This window comes from Pseudoalteromonas sp. GB43, assembly GCF_054923805.1.
The window spans coordinates 1,775,426-1,793,638 of record NZ_JBPCHJ010000001.1; the positions used below are offsets into that span (position 1 = coordinate 1,775,426).

General features: G+C 41.5%; 16 protein-coding genes and 2 pseudogenes. 12 read left to right on the forward strand and 6 right to left on the reverse strand.

Annotated features, from left to right (window positions below):
- Window positions 1-68: 68 nt before the first annotated feature.
- Window positions 69-443, forward strand: a complete 375-nt coding sequence (locus ACRWSG_RS08540) for a BlaI/MecI/CopY family transcriptional regulator (protein ID WP_054554650.1) — start codon at window positions 69-71, stop codon at window positions 441-443.
- A gap of 9 nt (window positions 444-452) precedes the next feature.
- Window positions 453-1,657, forward strand: a pseudogene (locus tag ACRWSG_RS08545) (M56 family metallopeptidase).
- Between the two features lie 78 nt (window positions 1,658-1,735).
- Here the strand turns inward: ACRWSG_RS08545 and ACRWSG_RS08550 are convergent.
- Window positions 1,736-2,119, reverse strand: coding sequence for an MAPEG family protein (locus ACRWSG_RS08550; RefSeq protein WP_054554648.1), 384 nt, complete (start codon window positions 2,117-2,119; stop codon window positions 1,736-1,738).
- Between the two features lie 235 nt (window positions 2,120-2,354).
- On the opposite strand from ACRWSG_RS08550, the gene ACRWSG_RS08555 reads away from it, so the two are divergent.
- Window positions 2,355-3,233 (forward strand): multidrug transporter, encoded by an 879-nt coding sequence (locus ACRWSG_RS08555; protein WP_462166071.1) that lies wholly within the window; start codon window positions 2,355-2,357, stop codon window positions 3,231-3,233.
- Window positions 3,234-3,273: 40 nt separating this feature from the next.
- On the opposite strand, the gene ACRWSG_RS08560 is transcribed toward ACRWSG_RS08555, so the two are convergent.
- Both ACRWSG_RS08560 and ACRWSG_RS08565 read right to left on the reverse strand, forming a co-directional pair.
- On the reverse strand, window positions 3,274-3,591 hold the full coding sequence (locus ACRWSG_RS08560; protein ID WP_054554646.1) for a DMT family transporter: 318 nt from the start codon (window positions 3,589-3,591) through the stop codon (window positions 3,274-3,276).
- A complete protein-coding gene (locus ACRWSG_RS08565) occupies window positions 3,591-5,123 on the reverse strand; it encodes a carbon-nitrogen hydrolase family protein (protein ID WP_166341431.1) in 1,533 nt (510 codons plus the stop codon). The genes ACRWSG_RS08560 and ACRWSG_RS08565 overlap by 1 nt, the downstream gene beginning before the upstream one ends.
- 244 nt (window positions 5,124-5,367) lie before the next feature.
- On the opposite strand from ACRWSG_RS08565, the gene ACRWSG_RS08570 reads away from it, so the two are divergent.
- Window positions 5,368-6,459, forward strand: a complete 1,092-nt coding sequence (locus ACRWSG_RS08570; protein WP_462166072.1) for a GGDEF domain-containing protein — start codon at window positions 5,368-5,370, stop codon at window positions 6,457-6,459.
- Here the strand turns inward: ACRWSG_RS08570 and ACRWSG_RS08575 are convergent.
- Window positions 6,456-8,738, reverse strand: a complete 2,283-nt coding sequence (locus ACRWSG_RS08575) for a penicillin acylase family protein (protein WP_462166073.1) — start codon at window positions 8,736-8,738, stop codon at window positions 6,456-6,458. The genes ACRWSG_RS08570 and ACRWSG_RS08575 overlap by 4 nt on opposite strands.
- A gap of 178 nt (window positions 8,739-8,916) precedes the next feature.
- Here ACRWSG_RS08575 and ACRWSG_RS08580 point away from each other — a divergent pair, with 178 nt between their 5' ends.
- The 6 genes and pseudogenes from ACRWSG_RS08580 (at window position 8,917) to folX (ending at window position 15,727) form a co-directional block, all read left to right on the forward strand.
- Window positions 8,917-12,282 carry a response regulator gene (locus tag ACRWSG_RS08580; RefSeq protein WP_462166075.1) on the forward strand — a complete coding sequence of 1,122 codons (3,366 nt, stop codon included), beginning with the start codon at window positions 8,917-8,919 and terminating at the stop codon, window positions 12,280-12,282.
- Window positions 12,283-12,296: 14 nt separating this feature from the next.
- A pseudogene (locus ACRWSG_RS08585) lies at window positions 12,297-12,922 on the forward strand (YceH family protein).
- A 67-nt stretch (window positions 12,923-12,989) separates the two neighbouring features.
- Window positions 12,990-13,826: an ammonia-dependent NAD(+) synthetase gene (gene nadE / locus ACRWSG_RS08590; protein ID WP_054554640.1), complete on the forward strand. Its 837-nt coding sequence runs from the start codon at window positions 12,990-12,992 to the stop codon at window positions 13,824-13,826.
- Between the two features lie 246 nt (window positions 13,827-14,072).
- Complete coding sequence (folM, locus tag ACRWSG_RS08595) at window positions 14,073-14,792, forward strand: dihydromonapterin reductase (RefSeq protein WP_187490844.1); 720 nt, start codon at window positions 14,073-14,075, stop codon at window positions 14,790-14,792.
- An 18-nt stretch (window positions 14,793-14,810) separates the two neighbouring features.
- Entirely contained in the window at window positions 14,811-15,365 is a 555-nt protein-coding gene (gene folE / locus ACRWSG_RS08600) for a GTP cyclohydrolase I FolE (RefSeq protein WP_054554638.1), read from the forward strand.
- 2 nt (window positions 15,366-15,367) lie between these two features.
- Window positions 15,368-15,727, forward strand: a complete 360-nt coding sequence (folX, locus tag ACRWSG_RS08605) for a dihydroneopterin triphosphate 2'-epimerase (protein WP_054554637.1) — start codon at window positions 15,368-15,370, stop codon at window positions 15,725-15,727.
- Here folX and ACRWSG_RS08610 read toward each other — a convergent pair.
- Complete coding sequence (locus ACRWSG_RS08610) at window positions 15,724-16,158, reverse strand: YqaA family protein (RefSeq protein ID WP_187490845.1); 435 nt, start codon at window positions 16,156-16,158, stop codon at window positions 15,724-15,726. The genes folX and ACRWSG_RS08610 overlap by 4 nt on opposite strands.
- A gap of 57 nt (window positions 16,159-16,215) precedes the next feature.
- On the reverse strand, window positions 16,216-16,587 hold the full coding sequence (locus tag ACRWSG_RS08615) for a DUF4870 domain-containing protein (RefSeq protein WP_054554635.1): 372 nt from the start codon (window positions 16,585-16,587) through the stop codon (window positions 16,216-16,218).
- Window positions 16,588-16,792: 205 nt separating this feature from the next.
- Here ACRWSG_RS08615 and ACRWSG_RS08620 point away from each other — a divergent pair, with 205 nt between their 5' ends.
- Both ACRWSG_RS08620 and ACRWSG_RS08625 read left to right on the forward strand, forming a co-directional pair.
- Window positions 16,793-17,494, forward strand: coding sequence for a spondin domain-containing protein (locus tag ACRWSG_RS08620; RefSeq protein ID WP_462166076.1), 702 nt, complete (start codon window positions 16,793-16,795; stop codon window positions 17,492-17,494).
- Window positions 17,495-17,503: 9 nt separating this feature from the next.
- A complete protein-coding gene (locus ACRWSG_RS08625) occupies window positions 17,504-18,208 on the forward strand; it encodes a spondin domain-containing protein (RefSeq protein ID WP_462166077.1) in 705 nt (234 codons plus the stop codon).
- Window positions 18,209-18,213: the final 5 nt, after the last annotated feature.

Consider the following 18,213-nt stretch of genomic DNA (forward strand, 5'->3'; position numbering starts at 1 on the left):
CAAAAAAGTTTGCATTAATTGATTACACGTGTAATCTTTAATTAAAGATTACATCTGTAGGCATAAAAATGATTGAACTTTCTAAAGCTGAATTCGAAGTATTAGATGCAGTATGGCTTGGCTACCCAGCCACAGCTAGTGAAGTAATTGCGCGTTTAAGTGACGATAAAGAATGGCACGAAAAAACCATTAAAACGCTACTAAGCCGTTTAGTTAAAAAAGGCGCTCTTAGCTTCGAGAAACAAGGCCGCCAATATAACTACACTCCTTGCATCGCCCGTGAAGAATACACATTAAAAGAAAGCCAAAGCTTTATTGAACGCTTCTTTAATGGCCGTATTGCGCCACTGGTGAGTGGCTTTGCTAAATCAGAGCAACTCTCGCAACATGATATTGATGAGCTGAAAAAGGTCATTGATGATTGGGAAAAACAGCAAAAATAAGGCGTTGTTATGTTAGATGCATTTTTTAATTGGCTGTTAGATCAACAACTTTTGATCTCATCTGCAATTATGTTTTTATTGCTGCTAGAGCGAAAGTTACTAAGCCAGCTATCGGCACGCTTGGTTTATACACTCTGGGCGCTTTTACCAATTAGTTTATTGTTAGCGAACCTACCAGAGCACTTAAAGCCAATTCAAAACGACTTTATCAGTAAGCTGACTATCACGCCAAACACAGCAATAATGCCGCAGTTTACGCTCACTTGGTTTGCTATTTATGGCTTTATTAGTGCCGCACTGCTGATCACTGCCGTATATTTTCATTACCGTTTTCTAGCAAAACTGCAGTTAGCGCCAATTACGCTTGATCATCACAGCAATCAAAGTATGCGCTTATACCAAAGCAACCAAGTGAGCTCACCTATGGTTGTAGGGGTTTTAAATACCAAGCTAGTGCTGCCTACAAACTATCAAAGTCACTACGATAACCATGCTTTAGCGCTTATTTTAGAGCATGAATCAGTGCACATTAAACGCAAAGACAACCTAATTAATGCCATCGCTTTAAGTGCCACTATTTTGTTGTGGTTTAACCCTGTCGCTTGGCTTGGTTATGCAAGTCTGCGCCGTATTCAAGAGCTTTCATGTGATGAGCAAGTACTCAAAAATAAATCGACAGAACAACGAATTTTATACAGTAAGGCATTAGTGCACTGTGCAAGCTTTAGCAGAACAGGCTTAATGGCTTATTCACAATACGGGGATAAAAACACCATGTTACAACGTCTAAACCAAATAAAGCAGATCGACAACAGCTCATTTATCGCAAAAACAGCGTTAGTTATTTTTACAGCGGGCATGCTTAGCAGCTTTGCCATTGCAAAACAGCCGATGTCCGTTGAAAAGACAAAAGACTATCAAGCGGTTATGCGTGTAGAGCCGATATACCCTATTCAAGCTGCAGAGCAAGGTATTAGCGGTTCAGTCGTTTTGAAATACGATATTTTACCAAGTGGATCACCAGCAATGTTAGTGTGGTAAGTGCAGAGCCTGAAGGTGTTTTCAATCGAGAAGCGAAAAGAGCCTTAAAACAATGGCAGTATGCGCCGTCTGAATCCGGCTTTAAAAACGCCTTAGTACAACTCGATTTCGCCTTAGACGAAAACTATCAAGCAAAGGATTTAATAGAGAAAATTAAAGTTAGCTCTAAGTAAAAGTAACCACTTAAGACCCTAAAGCAAGCGCCTTATTTAAGCCGCTTGCTTTGTGGTTTTTGACTACTAGCTCTATCGCTAAAGACAAAGAGCAATCATAGCCACAGCACAAACATAGCCAACAAGCCAAACTAATGAACGTAAAATATCCTGGTTTATGTAGTAGAAAATACAATACAACACACGGGCAATAACATGCACAATCGCTAGGGTCTCAGTTACCTGATAGACATTATTGCTACCTATAACGACTGCCAGCGCGACCGCAAAAATAATCAGCGATTCAAAGCTATTTTGATGTGCTGCCAACGCACGAGCACCAAAGCCGGTTAGTTTAGCTTGTTGTTCGCGTGGGTGCTTATTGTCGTAGCCTGCCAACTTATTTTGAGCAAAAGCCACAGGCGCTTTGGCTAAATAGGGTATGAGTACTGCGATGAGTGCGCAGATAATCAGTGTGGTCATGATATTTCCTTATCTTTTAACTATAATACCCTACCCTAGCGTAAACAAAAAAAAGCCGCTACTTAAAACAGCAGCGGCCAGCAATAGCATCATTGTCACTATAGTCTAAAGTCAGCATAAAAGCCCTGCGGCATATTGTCACAGCTGAGTTTTTCTCAAGTTGGTCGATAAGCTGATGCTCTAACACTTTGGTTTTGTTACTCTAAACGCCTATCCTCATTAATTTATTTTCAATATGACTTGGATTTTCTTAACTATTTTTGCGGCATTTATGCAGTCGTGGCGCAACGCTTTGCAAAGCAAACTCAGTGCAACAGTGAGTGTTGCCGGGGTAACGCTTGCTCGCTTTATCGTTGCCAGCCCAATTGCTGCCCTGTATTTATTTGCACTTTATCAATATCAAGACGCCGCACTTCCTGACTTTAATCTGGCTTTTATTGGCTACATTGTTGGCGCCAGTATCGTCCAAATTGTTGCCACAGGTTTAATGGTAAAGCTGTTTAAAATGAATAACTTTGCAGTCGGTGCAGGGCTTGCTAAAAGTGAAGCGCTAATGGCGGCCATTTTAGGTGTCATGTTCTTTGGCTCAGCACTGTCGTTACTGGGCTGGGTTGGCGTATTTATTGGTGCAATTGCGGTACTGCTATTAAGTGGCATCGCGAATGTTAAACACTTTAATTTGGGCACCGCACTGCTTGGGCTTGCTTGCGGCACTTCTTTTGCTCTCTCTTCATCATGGATCCGTGAAGCAAGTTTAAGTTCAGGGCTGACTTTTCCGCATTCTGCAGCTTGGGTGTTAGTGCTGATAATCAGTTTACAAACACTGATGCTATGCGTGTATATTGCATTCAAAGAGCGCGATACTTTTAAGAAAATGTGGCAACACAAAGGCACCACGACCGCTGTTAGTATTTGTAGCTGTTTAGGTTCTATTGGTTGGTTTAGCGCCATGAGCTTGCAGCATGTTGCTTATGTAAAAACACTGGGGCAGATAGAAGTATTTTTTACCATTATGGTATCGACTCTTTGGTTAAAACAGCCGTTAAAACGCCAAGACACGGCGGGGCTTGTGTTAATTGCACTGGCTGCCATTCTTGTAATGCTACCCAATTAGGCTTATTCCTAGTCATTAAAAAAGCGGCTATGCCGCTTTTTTAATGACTAATCTTTAGGGTTATTACACCACTAATTATCAACAGTACTCCGGCAATGCGGCCAAAAGTGGCGGCATCCCCATAAAATAAAATACCAACCAAGAAAGTGCCAGCAGCACCAATACCTGTCCATACTGCATAGGATGTCCCCATCGGTATATCCTTTTGCGCCAACCACAACATAAAGCCACTAGCGACCATAAAGGCGACGGCTATTGCAATGCCTAACCAGCGACTGTCTGCCTGTTGAGACATCTTAAGGCCTACAGGCCAGCCAATTTCTAACAGACCTGCGACAATTAAATACAACCACGCCATTATTGATCTCGCTTTTTCAAAATTACATCATATAAATCTTCACGGCGGTCTTTTAAGTTTCTTACCGTACCTTCACTGTGAAGGATTTTCAGTTTATCCATATCTAAATCACTGAATAACAACATTTCGGTATTCGGTGTTGCTTCATTCAAGGTTGCATCATGCGGGAACGAAAAGTCAGAAGGGGTAAGCACTGCTGATTGCGAATACTGTACGTCTAAGCTTTCTACTTCAGGTAAGTTCCCAACCGAGCCTGCAATCACAACATAACATTCATTTTCGATTGCACGTGCTTGCGCACAATGGCGTACACGTAAGTAACTATTTTTTGTATCTGTCCAAAATGGCACAAACAAAATATCTAACCCTTGTTTAGCGAGAATACGCGACAATTCAGGAAACTCTACATCGTAACAAATTTGAATACCGACACGACCCGCATCGGTTTCAAATACAGCAATTTTATCACCGCCTTGGATCACCCAGTCATTTTGCTCGTGAGGGGTAATATGAATTTTACGCTGCTCATCAATTTTACCGCTACGGTGGCATAAATAGCTAACATTATAAATCTTGTCGTCTTCAGCTAGTGGCATAGAACCGGTGATAATATTGGCATTATATTCAACCGCCATGCGTGACATCGCATCACGGAAGGTTTCTGTGTATTCGGCCAAATAGCGAATCGCTTCCGTTTGATTACTTTGCTCAGTAAGACCCATTAACGGGGCATTGAAAAACTCCGGAAACAGAATAAAGTCACTTTTATAATCTGATACTGTATCAACAAAATACTCCACCTGCTTGAGCAGCTCTTCAACAGACTCAACACAGCGCATTTGCCATTGTACAGCACCGACACGGACAATTGATTTAGTCGACTCAAGTACCGTATCTGTCGGCTCAAACATAATGTTATTCCACTCTAGTAAAGTGGCATAACCAACTGACTCCTGATCTTCAGGAAGGTATTTTTTAAGTAAACGTTTAACTTGGAAATCATTAGATAGCTGAAAGCTTAAAATCGGATCATACAGCTCTTTGTGGTCAACTTTTTCGATGTACTCCATCGGAGACATCTCTGCACTGTGATTGTAATAGCGCGGAATACGTCCACCCGCTAAAATAGCGCGCAAGTTATACTGACGGCACAGCTCTTTACGCGCATCGTATAAGCGACGACCCAGTCGCATCCCTCGGTGAGTTGATGAAATCACCACATCTAAACCATAAAGTGCATCACCTTCAGGATCACTAAATACACGGTCGTGACCATCAACAATATCTTCGTAGGTATGTGGGTTAGAAAAGCGCGCGTAATCAACCTGTACACTCAAGGCGATGCCTACTAAAACACCATCGTCAACAATGCCTATTTGCCCTTCCGGAAACTGGTCTATTAGCCTAAAAATAGTATGGCTTGGCCAAGCACCTCCAAGCCCTGGGTAAGCTTGATCCATGAGGGTCTTTATTTGTGGGTACTGTTCTTTAGTTAGATTACAAATCTCTAAATGCGTTTTTTCCGCCGGCATAACTACTCCTTTTTAGGCACGAAAATATTATCAAGGCAAACGGCAAGCCGATATCAATGATGGTTTGATTAGAGTGGCATTAATTCACAGTCCTGCCAAGCTTAAAGCTTAGCAAAAACGAAGTGAACTGTTGTTTAACCCCGATTAAATTAAATGAATTAAAGAAACAGAAATCTCTTTAATTCTTCACAGCCTAAATTTTAATCTATACTAGTTTTTACACCTAGCTGTCTAAGAGGTCCGGTTGCTAAAACATCTCTTAAAACAACCTAAGCAATCAGAGTTACAAGAAATAGAGCATGTTAAGTTTCTTATTATTTTGAAGATTGCTTACTTTGCACTCGCAGTCCACGTTGTGCTAATTCCCGTTTTCGCTCACATTGGTGCAGTTACTTTGGCAATAGTAAATGTTCTAAGTGTGTGTGCATGGGCTGGGGGAATTTTTCTAATCAAACAAGGTTTAACCTCCTTAGCTCTTCGTGTGTTTTGTCTTGAAGTTGTTATTCACTCAACCATTGTTTGTGCAATGCTTGGCTTAGATGCAGGATTTCAATTTTATCTATGGACTGTGTCTTGCCTGTTAATGATTGACTATCAACTAACTTTAAAGCGAGCTTCTTTGTATAGCGTGTTAATGATCATTGCTTTTGCATTGTTGTATGTGTTTTTTTCAAATACAAACTACCCTTTTGCTTACTCTGAACTGCTCCCCCATATTAAAATAATTAATATAATTATTGCTGGCTTACCTATGATTTATGGCATGGGTTTAATTAGAGAGATTACTCTTTCACAACGACTAGAGTTAACGGAAATGGCAGCCCGGGATCCTCTTACAAAACTTTTCAATCGCCGCTTTGCTAAAAAGCTAATTATGAATGCACGCAAAAATTGCATAAATAATAACAGCCCTCTTTGCATGACCATGGCAGACATCGATCAGTTTAAAAGAATCAATGATAATTACGGGCATGATAAAGGTGATACTATTTTAGTGAATATTTCACGACTCATCAGTGAATTCATGAGCGAGGATGATATTGCAGTTCGTTGGGGCGGAGAAGAGTTTTTACTAATACTTACTCAATCTAATGAACGCCAAGCCTTTGCAAAAATTGAAGCTTTGCGTACAAAAATAGCAGTATTGGAAGCTCACCCTGACTGTCCGGATTTAAAAGTAACTATGAGCTTTGGTTTAATTGAATGGCAACCCCTTACTCCCATAGAAAAAATGCTGCAGTATGCAGATTCAGCGCTGTATGAGAGCAAGCACTCTGGCCGTAATAAGACCACGATAGTGCATGCTCAAAGTACATTTTTTGAAAATGAAGATTAATTAATTGCCTCAATAGTAATGCTATGTGCAATCTCTTGCGGCAATAATGGCGTTAAACCATTACTGACATAATCGTTAAACCCGGCACGATAAAATTCTGACAATGGATGCCCAGATTGCCCACCCGGAATAGCCATAATCGCTTTATCTAAATGCCCTGGTTGAACAATAAAGCGCTGCGAAGCACCAAAACTACGCCCTTGTACTGAAGGCATAAAGGTATCACCAAACCCAGGCGCCGTAGGCATATTCAATAAGCTTTTAAGTACCGGTATTTGCTTGGCAAATGGGTGCTCAATCACTAACTCGTTGACCTTACCCCACTCCCAGCTGTGCGGGTTGTTACCGTACTGCTCGGTTAGTTTAGTGATAACGCGATCAAATGCAGCTAGCATTTGCTGATTCCAGTTTGCATACTCTGGGTTTAACCATGCTTCAGGCTGCGCTTCGATAAGTTGCCAAACAGCAGGCTCTAAGTCTCGTTTTACTGGTTTTAAGCTGCTGTCGAGGGCTTTTAGCTTATTCTCTAATGGACTAAATAAACCATTAATTACTTCACTGCGGTAACGCTTTACTAAGGTATAACCAATTGAATCGCTACAAGCACACGCCTGCCAATTATTTAGCTCTTTTAAATACAGCGCATATTTATCGCCTGCGTTGCTGAGCTGTTTGACCAGCAGTTTATGCCAAGCTGTTAAGAATCGAGCTTCATTATCATGTTGTAAGTCATAAAAATCTTGTTCGTTGAACTGTTGCTTTTCAAATAATCGATCGCGAATTTGTGCCGAGCGAGCCCCCATGGCATAAGCACCATTACCAAAGCGCTGGTCATCCTCTGCGGAAACAACGCGTGAGTTGCCCGTCCACAATCGGCCACTGTCTGGGTTTTTAACAAATGGACGCAGCGTTTCGTTTTCATGCCACGCTGCAGGATACGCTTGCTCAGCCACCGCTAATTGATGGGGCTCTTTACGGGCTGGAACGGCTCCCATATTCTTCCAAGCGGCGTTCCCTTGATCATCAACAACCATCAAGTTTTGGACAGGAATACCCACTTCAGCCGCAAGCGCTAGTGCATCATCAACCGTACTTGCTTGCTCAAGCTTAAGTAATTCCATATCAACCGCATACTCATGGTGAGCAACCCAACTTAGTGCATATGGTTTGCCATTAATTTCTTTTACTGGGCCATATTCACTCATGGTTAAAGCATAATTTTCAATGCTGCCGTCATTGAGTAAGATGGGTTCATCTATCTGCCACGTTTTCTCTTTACTCTCAAGGGCTATCCAATCGGCTGTATCTAGGTAACCATTGGTGAACCCCCACGCTATTTTATTATTGGTGCCAACTACAATTGCTGGAGCGCCTGGTAATGACACACCGGTGATTTGCTGCATTTCACCATTGAGTGGATAATTGAGCTGGGCACGGTACCAAATGATTGGCACAGCAAATGATAAGTGCATATCGTCTGACAACATTGCAGCACCAGTTTCAGTTAACTGCCCAGTAACTGCCCAGTTATTACTACCAAGCTCCTTGCGCTCTGCAATCTCAGTCATAGCCCATTGAGCGTCTTTGAGATTTGGAATACCGCCGTTATAAGGTGCTAATAGGCTGTTATCGAGCGCCGCTTGATAAAGGCTAGGCTGAGTAATAAAGTCGACCATCGCCTTACCGTATAGATCTTCGATTTCGATCAGTGTTTTGTCGCGTTCAAAGGTAGCCGTTTGCAAATCTAAATACATACTAAAAATGATTAGTAAGCTGTCTTCACTTTGCCAAGGTTTTGCTTCAGCGCCAGTCAGTAAATATTCAAAACTATCGAAACCTACTTGCGCATGACCCTCATTAACCCCATTCGCGTAAGCTTTTAATAGCGCTTTATCTTTTGCTGGTAACTGCGCAACAGCAATCTGACTACGTTTGCGTAACTGATGAAAACGCATTTTTTTATCAAGCCCAACAGCAGCTTTACCAAATAATTCACTAAGCTCACCTGCGGCATTACGGCGCAGTAAATCCATTTGAAAGAATCGGTCCTGACCATGCGCAAAACCAAGAGCATAGGCTACATCTAAACGGTTTTCGGCATGAATAACAGCCTGCCCTAAAGTGTCTCGTTCAATCTTCACTGATTGCGAAATAGCGTCGCTTTTACCCCGGTCATCAAGAGCCGGTAAACTTAGATTTAATACACCATAAACAAGCCCTGTTGCGAGTAACACCACAACGAACAAACCTATTAATAACCATTTGATTATCTTGAACATGCCATTTACCCTTGCGCTAAAGTAACACTGTATTAACCTGCTATATTAACCTGAGTTTTGTGAAAAAATAGTGTTGCTATCCAAATATTTAAATTTAGTTTTCTTGATTAGCTGATGATTGTTAATTGCCTCAGAAATTGTCTATAGTAGGGAAATAGTTTAGAAATCAATCTTTCTCATGCCATTAGCAACTGAAACCGATAATAAAAAACTGCAAAAACTAAAGTTAGCCTTTTGGTTTTCACTTGCGCTAGTTATTGTAATTGGCTTAATCATCGATCAATTAAACTATAGCCGAGAAAAAGATGCATTCCGTGCTCAGGAGATTGCGCGAGTTAGCGCTTACCGTGCAAAGTTAGAGGCGACTCTAATCTCTAATATTCAACTTGTTCGCGGCCTTGCCGTCGCAGTTGCTGCTGAGCCAAATTTAAATCAAAGCCGCTTTTCTCAAATTGCCACGCCATTATTCGAAACCTCTTCAGAATTAAGAAATATCGGCGCTGCACCAAACATGATCATTCAGATGACTTACCCACTAAAAGGAAATGAGAAATCAATTGGTCTCAATTTTCTAGAAAACGCCGCGCAGCGAGACGATGCAATTAAGGCGCGCGATGAAAACAAAATTGTCATGGCAGGTCCCTTAGAACTAGTACAAGGCGGTCAAGCCTTAATAGCTCGCATGCCTATTTTTACACCACCAGAACAGCACTTTTGGGGATTACTTTCTGTCGTACTCGATATTGATAAAGTTTATAACAATTCGGGGCTTCTAGCTTTAAATAAGCACTACGACATAGCGTTACAGGGTCGCAACGGGTTAGGTGCTGAGGGGGAATTTTTCTACGGAAATAGCGCTATTTTAAATGACACACCACTTAATTTTGGCATTAATTTCCCTGGCGGGAATTGGCGTATGTATGCTGTTCCGAAAGCAGGTTGGCATCCACCAAAATCAGCCATTTGGCCGTTACGTATCGCCATAATTATCGTATGTATATTATTTGCGGGTGCTTGTGTGTTCTTTTTAAAAATGCTCGAGCGCCAATACAAAAGCGAGCGAATGCTCGAAACAATGAGTAGCCTAGCAAAAGTAGGTGCGTGGTCATTTAATCTCGAGACCAAAGCTGTTTATTGGTCAGATATGACTAAACAAATCTTTAAGTTGCCACTCAATAAACAACCACAATGGCCAACCAATCTCGACTATTTTAAACCCGGTTACAGCCGTGACAAAATTCGCCACTTAATCGAAAAAGCGATAAAAGAAGGTGAAAGCTTTGAAACTCAAGTGCAAATAATTACTGTATCAGGCGAAGCTATCTGGGTTTTAGCGCATGGCGAATCTGAATATAAGAATGGCCGCTGTATCAAACTATTTGGGTCATTACAAAACATAGATGCTCGCAAACGCGTTGAGCTTGAAAACAATAAAATTGCCTTGCACAACGAAATACTTGCCTCATTAACTGTTCACGAAGCCGTCTTAACGGGTAATTTAAACTTATCTAAGCATGTAATTGTAAAAGCGATATGCCAAGCACTAGAGGTTGATCGAGCAAGCATTTGGTTATTTAGCGAAGACCGACAAACGCTTAACTCGTTTGCTAGTCATGATCAAAATCAATCGCGTTTTAGTCGGGCAGTGTCGTTACAGCAAATAGAACACCCTAACTATTTTGATGCCATTAACAATAACGCCGTTATAAATGCGAGTGATGCATATCACCACCCGTTTACCAAGGAGTTAGCTAGCAATTATTTTGATCGCGCTGATATTCGCTCCATGCTTACTGCAATCATTCCGACTGGAAGTAAAAGTATGGGGGTGGTGTGCGCAGAGAACAGCGCATCAAGACGACATTGGAGTAAAAACGAGGAAAGCTTTTTAATTGCAGTTGCGGCACTTATTGGTAGCTTACATGCAAGCCAACAGCGTATAGAAACTGAACATCAGCTAGTTCAAGCGAAAAATGCAGCAGAACAAGCAGTAAAAATAAAAGGTGAATTTTTAGCAAGTATGAGCCATGAAATCCGCACCCCGATGAATGGGGTTATTGGCATGCTTAATATCATTAAACAAACAAAATTAGATAAACAACAAAGCCATCACCTTGAATTGGCACAGTCATCAGCAGAGTCATTACTGCATATTATCAATGATATTTTAGACTTTTCAAAAATTGAAGCTGGTAAGCTCGATATCGAAAACGTGAGTTTTAATATATCTAAACTTCTAGGCGATACCATTGAATCATTTGCTATAAAAGCAGAGCAAAACAATACCAAACTATTACTAGATGCAACTCATATCAAACGTGAATTTATCATAAGCGACCCAAATCGTATTAGGCAAATCATCAATAACCTAATAGGTAATGCAGTTAAATTCACAAAAGACGGTGAGATAGTCGTGATAGCCAAACTTGAAACTGCTGATAACGAGTTATATCTGAATTGCTCTGTTGTTGATAATGGCTTAGGCATAAAACCAGAAAAACAAGCAACTCTTTTTGATTCTTTTACTCAAGCTGATGCTTCAACTACCCGGCAATATGGCGGCACAGCGTTTGGTCTTGCCATTGTTAAACAGCTTTGTACTCTAATGGGCGGCGATGTAAATGTTGTCAGTTCTTATGGAGAAGGCAGCACGTTCAATTTCTCAATTAAAGTAAAATTTGACTACCAAAAGCAGCTGCATGAGCCAAGTCACTTAATTGATAAAAAACGCATTTTAATTGCTGACAACTGCAAGCTCAGTAGCAGCATTACTAAAAAACAATTGCAATTATGGGGAGCAAAAGTTGAAGTTATTGGCAATATGCCAAGCTTAATTAACCGTGCAGCCCACTCTCAAGAGCCACCTTGCGATGCAGTTTTTATAGATTACCAACTTTATATGCAAGCAGAACAATCAGAGCAACGAGCGTTCCAAAAATATTATAATAACAATGCATGTAAATGTATTTTAATGGCACCTATGAGCCTAACTGAAGAGCAATCTAAACAAACTTTAGAAGCGCAAAGTATTATATTTAAACCTTTAACCCCTTCAGACTTATTTAACTCTTTGGCTAACGAAAAGTACATTGAACAACAACAAGTAAATAAAGAACAAAGCATCGCTAAAATTTCCATACCAGCTTCGAGTACATCATCTCGCGTCTTATTAGTCGAAGACAATAAAGTTAACCAAGTGGTTGCTGGCGCCTTACTCAAACAAGCAGGTATTAGTTTTGACATTGCTGAAAATGGTCTTGAGGCAATAACAAAACTAGCAAATAATGAGGATGCCCCTTACGAACTAGTGCTAATGGACTGCCAAATGCCAGAAATGGACGGCTATCAAGCAACAAAGGCAATAAGATTAGGAAAAGCTGGCGAAGCACATCAGAAAGTCAATATTGTTGCACTAACTGCCAATGCAATGCAGGGTGACAAAGAACGCTGTTTAGATGCTGGCATGGATGATTATTTAACAAAACCCCTTAACTTTGACTCATTAAATAAAAAATTAGCAATTTGGCTAAGTGCAGCACATTAAAGAGAAATAAAATCATGCAATTATCATCGATACAACAACGCGTTATTGGCTGTTTACTCGAAAAGCAAAGTACAACACCCGAACATTATCCGTTATCTTTAAACTCCCTCACTAATGCATGTAATCAAAAATCTAACCGTGAACCGGTACTGTCTCTCACTGAGGCGCAAGTACAAGATACCCTAGATGAGCTTATTGCATCACGCTTAGTAACTCTTGATGAAGGGTTGTCAGGGCGGGTTAATAAATATGCTCACCGCTTTTGTAATACCGAATTTGGCAGTTTGCAATTTACTGAGCAGCAACGCGCCATTATTTGTTTACTGCTGCTACGCGACCACAAACACCGGGAGAGCTAAGAACGCGCAGCAACCGACTAGCTGAGTTTAGCAATGTCAATGAAGTTGAAGCCGCATTAAATACACTCATTGAGCAAGAACATGTTGCACGCTTAGCACGAGAGCCAGGCAAACGAGAGAGCCGCTATATGCACTTATTTGTTGGCCCAGACAGCATCACTGAGGATATGGCTGCTAGTGAGCCGATGCAGGATAACAACAGTGAAGTGCAACAATTACTGAGCGAAATCGAAGACCTTAAGCAGCAAGTCAACGAAATAAAAGCGCATTTAGGTCTTTAATAAAAACCGCGCCCATAACATAATGTAAAAAACGCTGACAACCACAACGAAAAATAGGAGCTCTACCATGCGTGCCGACATTCTGGCGGAAATGAAAGTCCAACCAACTATTGATGTAAAAGCGGAAATTACCCGTCGCGTTAACTTTCTTAAAAGCCGACTTACTGCTGCGCACTCTCGCTCACTTGTATTAGGGATCAGTGGCGGTGTTGACTCATCAACCTGTGGCCGCTTATGCCAATTAGCGGTTGATGAATTAAACCAAGAACTCAACACCAACAAATATCAATTTATTGCAGTTCGCTTACCTTATGGTGTTCAAGCAGATGAAGATGAAGCACAAATGGCTGTTGATTTTATTAAGCCAAGCAAGCGTATGACGGTTAACATTAAAGCGGCTGTCGATGGCATGCATGAACAAGCAATGGCCGCGGTTGTTGGTGGTGGTGCTGAATTACCAGAGCAAGCTAAAATTGACTTTATCAAAGGCAATGTGAAGGCACGCCAGCGCATGGTTGCGCAGTATGAAATTGCTGGTTTCTGCCAAGGCTTAGTGGTTGGTACCGATCACAGTGCTGAAAACATCACGGGTTTTTACACCAAGTTTGGTGACGGTGCATGTGATTTAGCGCCGTTATTTGGTTTATCAAAGCGTCAAGTTCGTGCACTTGCTGAGCACTTGGGAGCGCCAGCAGTACTGGTAAATAAAGCCCCGACGGCCGATTTAGAGTGTGATCGCCCTGGTCTGACTGACGAAGAAGCGCTAGGCCTCACTTACGATCAAATTGATGATTTCTTAGAAGGTAAAGACGTCAGCAATGAAGTCGAAGAAAAGCTAACAGCAATTTACTTACGTACTCAACATAAACGCCAAGCAATCCCAACCGTTTACGACGAGCTTTAAGGGTAGTTTAAACATTGCGAGGGCAATAATAATTGCCCTTTTCTACTCCTCCCGCACCCCTTAGCAATATTCAGAACCTTCAATCACTGATTATCAGCTTCACAAAATGATCTGGAGCATCATGCCTGACGTAAAAGTTAGCAACATGATTGCAGTAAAGATGAAATAGTTCTGTAATTTGGTTTATAGTTGTTACAGTAAATACATTATATTTCAAATCAAAAATCTAAGGTTTTATATTAGTTTATGTCATCGCCCATTTTAATTACTGGCGCAGGCCAACGTATTGGACTCGCTCTGGCCGAGCACTTTTTAGCGCAAGGGCAAGAAATCATAGTCACTTACCGTACCCGCCATGAAGCAATTGATGTGCTTGCAGGCAAAGGCGCTATTTGCATCCATGCTGATTTTAATAGTGACCAAGCTATCGGGCATTTTATCGAAGAATTAAAAACCCATACCAACCAGCTCAAGGCAATTATCCATAATGCGTCTAGCTGGGATTGCGAAGCAAATAATCACGATTACGCTGACCTATTTGATAACATGATGCGTATTCATGCCAAAGCGCCCTATTTAATTAATTTAGCAGCTTCTGATTTGTTACTGCATTATCAGCAAAACAGTGGTACAGCCGCAGATATTATTCATTTAACTGACTATGTTGTTGAAAAAGGCAGTCCTAAGCACCTTGCTTATGCAGCAAGTAAAGCGGCGCTTGATAATTTAACAAAGTCGTTTGCCGCTAAATTTGCACCGGCCATTAAAGTGAATGCTATCGCTCCCTCGCTGATCATTTTTAACGAGCACGATAGTGACGAGTACAAAGCCAAAACATTAAAGAAATCGCTAATGGGCATTGAGCCCGGCTGCGCCGAGATTATTAACAGCGTAGAACTAATACTAAGCAGCCAATACATCACAGGTCGTTCTATGCCTGTTGATGGTGGCAGACATTTAAAATAACGAATTACTGAGAAAGCTATGCACGATGATTTAAAAAACAGTTACCAACAAATAATTACTGCGGTAGGTGAAGATCCTGCTCGTGAAGGATTACTCGACACACCAAAGCGCGCTGCAAAAGCAATGGAGTACCTGACTAAAGGTTATCGTCAAACATTAGACGAGATCACCAACAATGCGGTATTCACCTCAGACGCCGATGATATGGTTTTAATCCAAGACATTGAGCTTTACTCTATGTGTGAACATCACTTATTACCGTTTGTTGGCCGCTGTCATATTGCTTATATTCCTAACGGCAAAGTACTTGGTTTATCGAAGTTTGCGCGAATTGTTGATATGTATGCGCGTCGTTTTCAAATTCAAGAACAATTAACTCATCAAATTGCTAAAGCGGTTGAAGAAGTAACTGGTGCGAAAGGTGTTGGCGTAATCGTTGAAGCAAAACACATGTGTATGATGATGCGCGGCGTTGAAAAGCAAAACTCAAGCATGCGTACATCGGTTATGTTAGGTAACTTCAGAGCCGATCCAAAAACCCGTAACGAGTTTTTACAACTAGTTAGAGGGTAATGATGGCCAACGCAATTATTAATGTTACTAACCTCAGGCTACGAACCTTTATAGGTTTTAACCCTGAGGAACGTGAGAAAAAGCAAGATGTAGTGATTAATTTAGAAATTCACTACCCCGCTGATCAAGCTTGTGAAACTGACGCAGTCGATAAAGCGCTAAACTACAAGACTATTACTAAAGAAGTGATCAGCCTTGTCGAAGAAGGCCACTTTTTGCTGTTAGAAAAATTGGTTGCTGAAATTTTAGCAATTTGCCACCAGCATCAAAGTGTTCACTATGCCAAAGTGCGCGTTGATAAACCGCACGCGCTGCGTTTTGCCGACTCAGTATCACTGACCCTTGATTGGCAAAAAAGTTAAAATAACTTTTCTAGCCCTACTGCAAAGGCAAGCACAGCTAAATAACGTGCGCCTTTGCCTAGGGTCACGAGTAACAAAAAGATTGAAAACTTAACCCTAAAAATTCCGCCAACAACCGTTAACGGGTCGCCGACAATAGGCAGCCAAGCAAACAGCAAACTGTAAATACCGTACTTATTAAATTGCTGTTCGGCTTTGTCTATCGACTTTTGTGAAACGGGAAACCATTTACGGTCATTAAATCGCATGACTTGCGTGCCCAGCCAATAATTAACACAGCTCCCAAGCACATTGCCCACGGTTGCACTTAACCATAATAGCCAAATTAAATAGTCACCACTGGCTATCATAGCGGTCATAACTAATTCTGAAGAGCTAGGTAATAGGGTAGCTGCAATAAATGCGCTGAAAAATAACGATAAGTAGGCCATAAACATCACATAAAAAAGCTCAGCAAATGGCTGAGCTTTTAGTATATGGCAATTAGTTTACTTTATAAATTCTATTGCCATTGGATATTTAACTTCTTTACCATCGTTGGCTTTAATCGCCGATACTACCACCATAATCAATGAGAATAGCGCAACCAATGGCAGCAAAATGACACCAACGACAACAAACATCAGCATAAAGCAGACAATGTAAGCAATCATCATGGTTAATTGAAAGTTTAATGACTTGCGACCATGCTCAGCAACGAGCGGCATTTCTTCTTTTTTTACAAGCCAAACAATCAAAGGCCCAATCACTGATCCAAACGGAAAAAGTAAACCAGCTAAGGCACTTAAGTGACAAAACATTGCCCAAGTGCGCTGGTCTTTATCTGCCACAATTATTTCAACTTTTTGATTATCATCCATTTTAAATTCCTTGTTATGGGTCTATTTGTCTCTTTACTATAAACCTTAATAGCATTTTACCCTAGCTAAATTGATTAAAATTAAAACTCTCAACCAGCAAAAAAGGCTGTAATCAATGCTGTGATAAAAATGTGATAACTTCGTGAAGGTTTTTGGATATTGCTATTCGATACTGATTTTGAATCATCAAAAACAGGAATCTCACATGAAAGCTTTACCATTAACTTTGTTCGCTGCATGCGCAGTAACTAGCCTTGCAAGCCAAGCAGCTGAGCTTGATATAAAACTGACTAACCTCACGCAAGGTTTACACTTTACCCCTATTCTCATTACGGCTCACAACAGTGACAGTAAACTCTTTAGCGTTGCTATGCCTGCTTCTACAGCCCTACAGACAATGGCTGAGGGTGGTAATCTCGAGCCATTAATGAGTGAAGCCACAGCTGCAAACAGTGACATGGTTGCTAACCCAGTTGAAGGCCTATTGGCGCCAGCAAGTTCAACGATGGCGAGCTTATCTACCAGCGATGGCAATAATTACTTATCGCTCACAGCCATGCTGCTGCCTACCAATGATGGCTTTGTGGGTTTAGATAGTTGGATGATCCCAACAGAAGCTGGCACCTACACTGTTTATCTCAATGCCTATGATGCAGGCACCGAAGCTAATGATGAGCTTGTTGTTGAGGGTTCAGGCATGCCGGGCACGCCAGGTATTCCAGCCGCACCGGGTGGCAATGCAGGAATGAATGGCAGCGGCGTCACCAGCAGCGAAACAAATATGATGGTGCATATTCATCCGGGTAATTTAGGTGACGACGATTTAGAGGCAGGTATGAGTGACCTTGATAACACCGTGCACAGATGGCTAAACCCAGTTGCGTTGCTAACAGTTACGGTTAAATAGGAGGTTATCATGCGCTTTTCAAAAAGCTTAATTATCCTCGCATTAAGTGCCGGTCTTGCGGCCTGTGGGGATTCAGATAATAACGAGGTGGAAGTAACAGATCCTGTAATGCCCGTTATGAGCTATGAATTTACAGTACAAGTTACGAATTTAACCAATGCCCAACCATTGTCACCGATTGCAGCCATTGCTCACTCTGAGGGTATGCTTTGGCAAATAGGTGAACCAGCTTCAGCTGCGCTCGAATTAATGGCTGAAGGAGGAGATAACAGTGAATTATTAGCAACTGATTTTGCTATGGCCTCAAGCTCAGCTGAGAGTCCACTCCCTCCAGGTGAGCAAGTCACTTTAATGCTGAGTACTGAGCAGCTTGATTCATTAAAAATCAGCTTAGCGACCATGTTGGTGAATACAAATGACGCGTTTACCGGTCTTAATGCAATAGACGTGTCTTCGTTAGCGGTTAATGAGTCACTGTCTCGCACTAGTTTTGCCTATGATGCAGGCACAGAGGCTAACTCTGAAGCACTAGGCACGATCCCAGGCCCTGCCGACTCAGGCGAAGGCTACAACGAAATGCGTGACGATATTAACCGTGTTGCAATGCACCCAGGTGTGGTTAGTCAAGATGATGGCCTGACAAACTCAGTGCTCACCAGCCAGCATAAGTTTGATAACCCGGTTGCTCGGATCACGATAACGCGGACGCAATAATAATC

What these genes read in the sequence shown, in the direction of transcription:
- folM (WP_187490844.1), top strand. Translation starts at nt 14,073, where the DNA reads ATGTCATCGCCCATTTTAATTACTGGCGCAGGCCAACGTATTGGACTC.
- ACRWSG_RS08540 (WP_054554650.1), top strand. Translation starts at nt 69, where the DNA reads ATGATTGAACTTTCTAAAGCTGAATTCGAAGTATTAGATGCAGTATGG.
- ACRWSG_RS08550 (WP_054554648.1), bottom strand. Translation starts at nt 2,119, where the DNA reads ATGACCACACTGATTATCTGCGCACTCATCGCAGTACTCATACCCTAT.
- ACRWSG_RS08610 (WP_187490845.1), bottom strand. Translation starts at nt 16,158, where the DNA reads ATGGCCTACTTATCGTTATTTTTCAGCGCATTTATTGCAGCTACCCTA.
- ACRWSG_RS08625 (WP_462166077.1), top strand. Translation starts at nt 17,504, where the DNA reads ATGCGCTTTTCAAAAAGCTTAATTATCCTCGCATTAAGTGCCGGTCTT.
- ACRWSG_RS08615 (WP_054554635.1), bottom strand. Translation starts at nt 16,587, where the DNA reads ATGGATGATAATCAAAAAGTTGAAATAATTGTGGCAGATAAAGACCAG.
- ACRWSG_RS08620 (WP_462166076.1), top strand. Translation starts at nt 16,793, where the DNA reads ATGAAAGCTTTACCATTAACTTTGTTCGCTGCATGCGCAGTAACTAGC.
- ACRWSG_RS08580 (WP_462166075.1), top strand. Translation starts at nt 8,917, where the DNA reads ATGCCATTAGCAACTGAAACCGATAATAAAAAACTGCAAAAACTAAAG.
- ACRWSG_RS08560 (WP_054554646.1), bottom strand. Translation starts at nt 3,591, where the DNA reads ATGGCGTGGTTGTATTTAATTGTCGCAGGTCTGTTAGAAATTGGCTGG.
- ACRWSG_RS08565 (WP_166341431.1), bottom strand. Translation starts at nt 5,123, where the DNA reads ATGCCGGCGGAAAAAACGCATTTAGAGATTTGTAATCTAACTAAAGAA.
- folX (WP_054554637.1), top strand. Translation starts at nt 15,368, where the DNA reads ATGGCCAACGCAATTATTAATGTTACTAACCTCAGGCTACGAACCTTT.
- ACRWSG_RS08575 (WP_462166073.1), bottom strand. Translation starts at nt 8,738, where the DNA reads ATGTTCAAGATAATCAAATGGTTATTAATAGGTTTGTTCGTTGTGGTG.
- folE (WP_054554638.1), top strand. Translation starts at nt 14,811, where the DNA reads ATGCACGATGATTTAAAAAACAGTTACCAACAAATAATTACTGCGGTA.
- nadE (WP_054554640.1), top strand. Translation starts at nt 12,990, where the DNA reads ATGCGTGCCGACATTCTGGCGGAAATGAAAGTCCAACCAACTATTGAT.
- ACRWSG_RS08555 (WP_462166071.1), top strand. Translation starts at nt 2,355, where the DNA reads ATGACTTGGATTTTCTTAACTATTTTTGCGGCATTTATGCAGTCGTGG.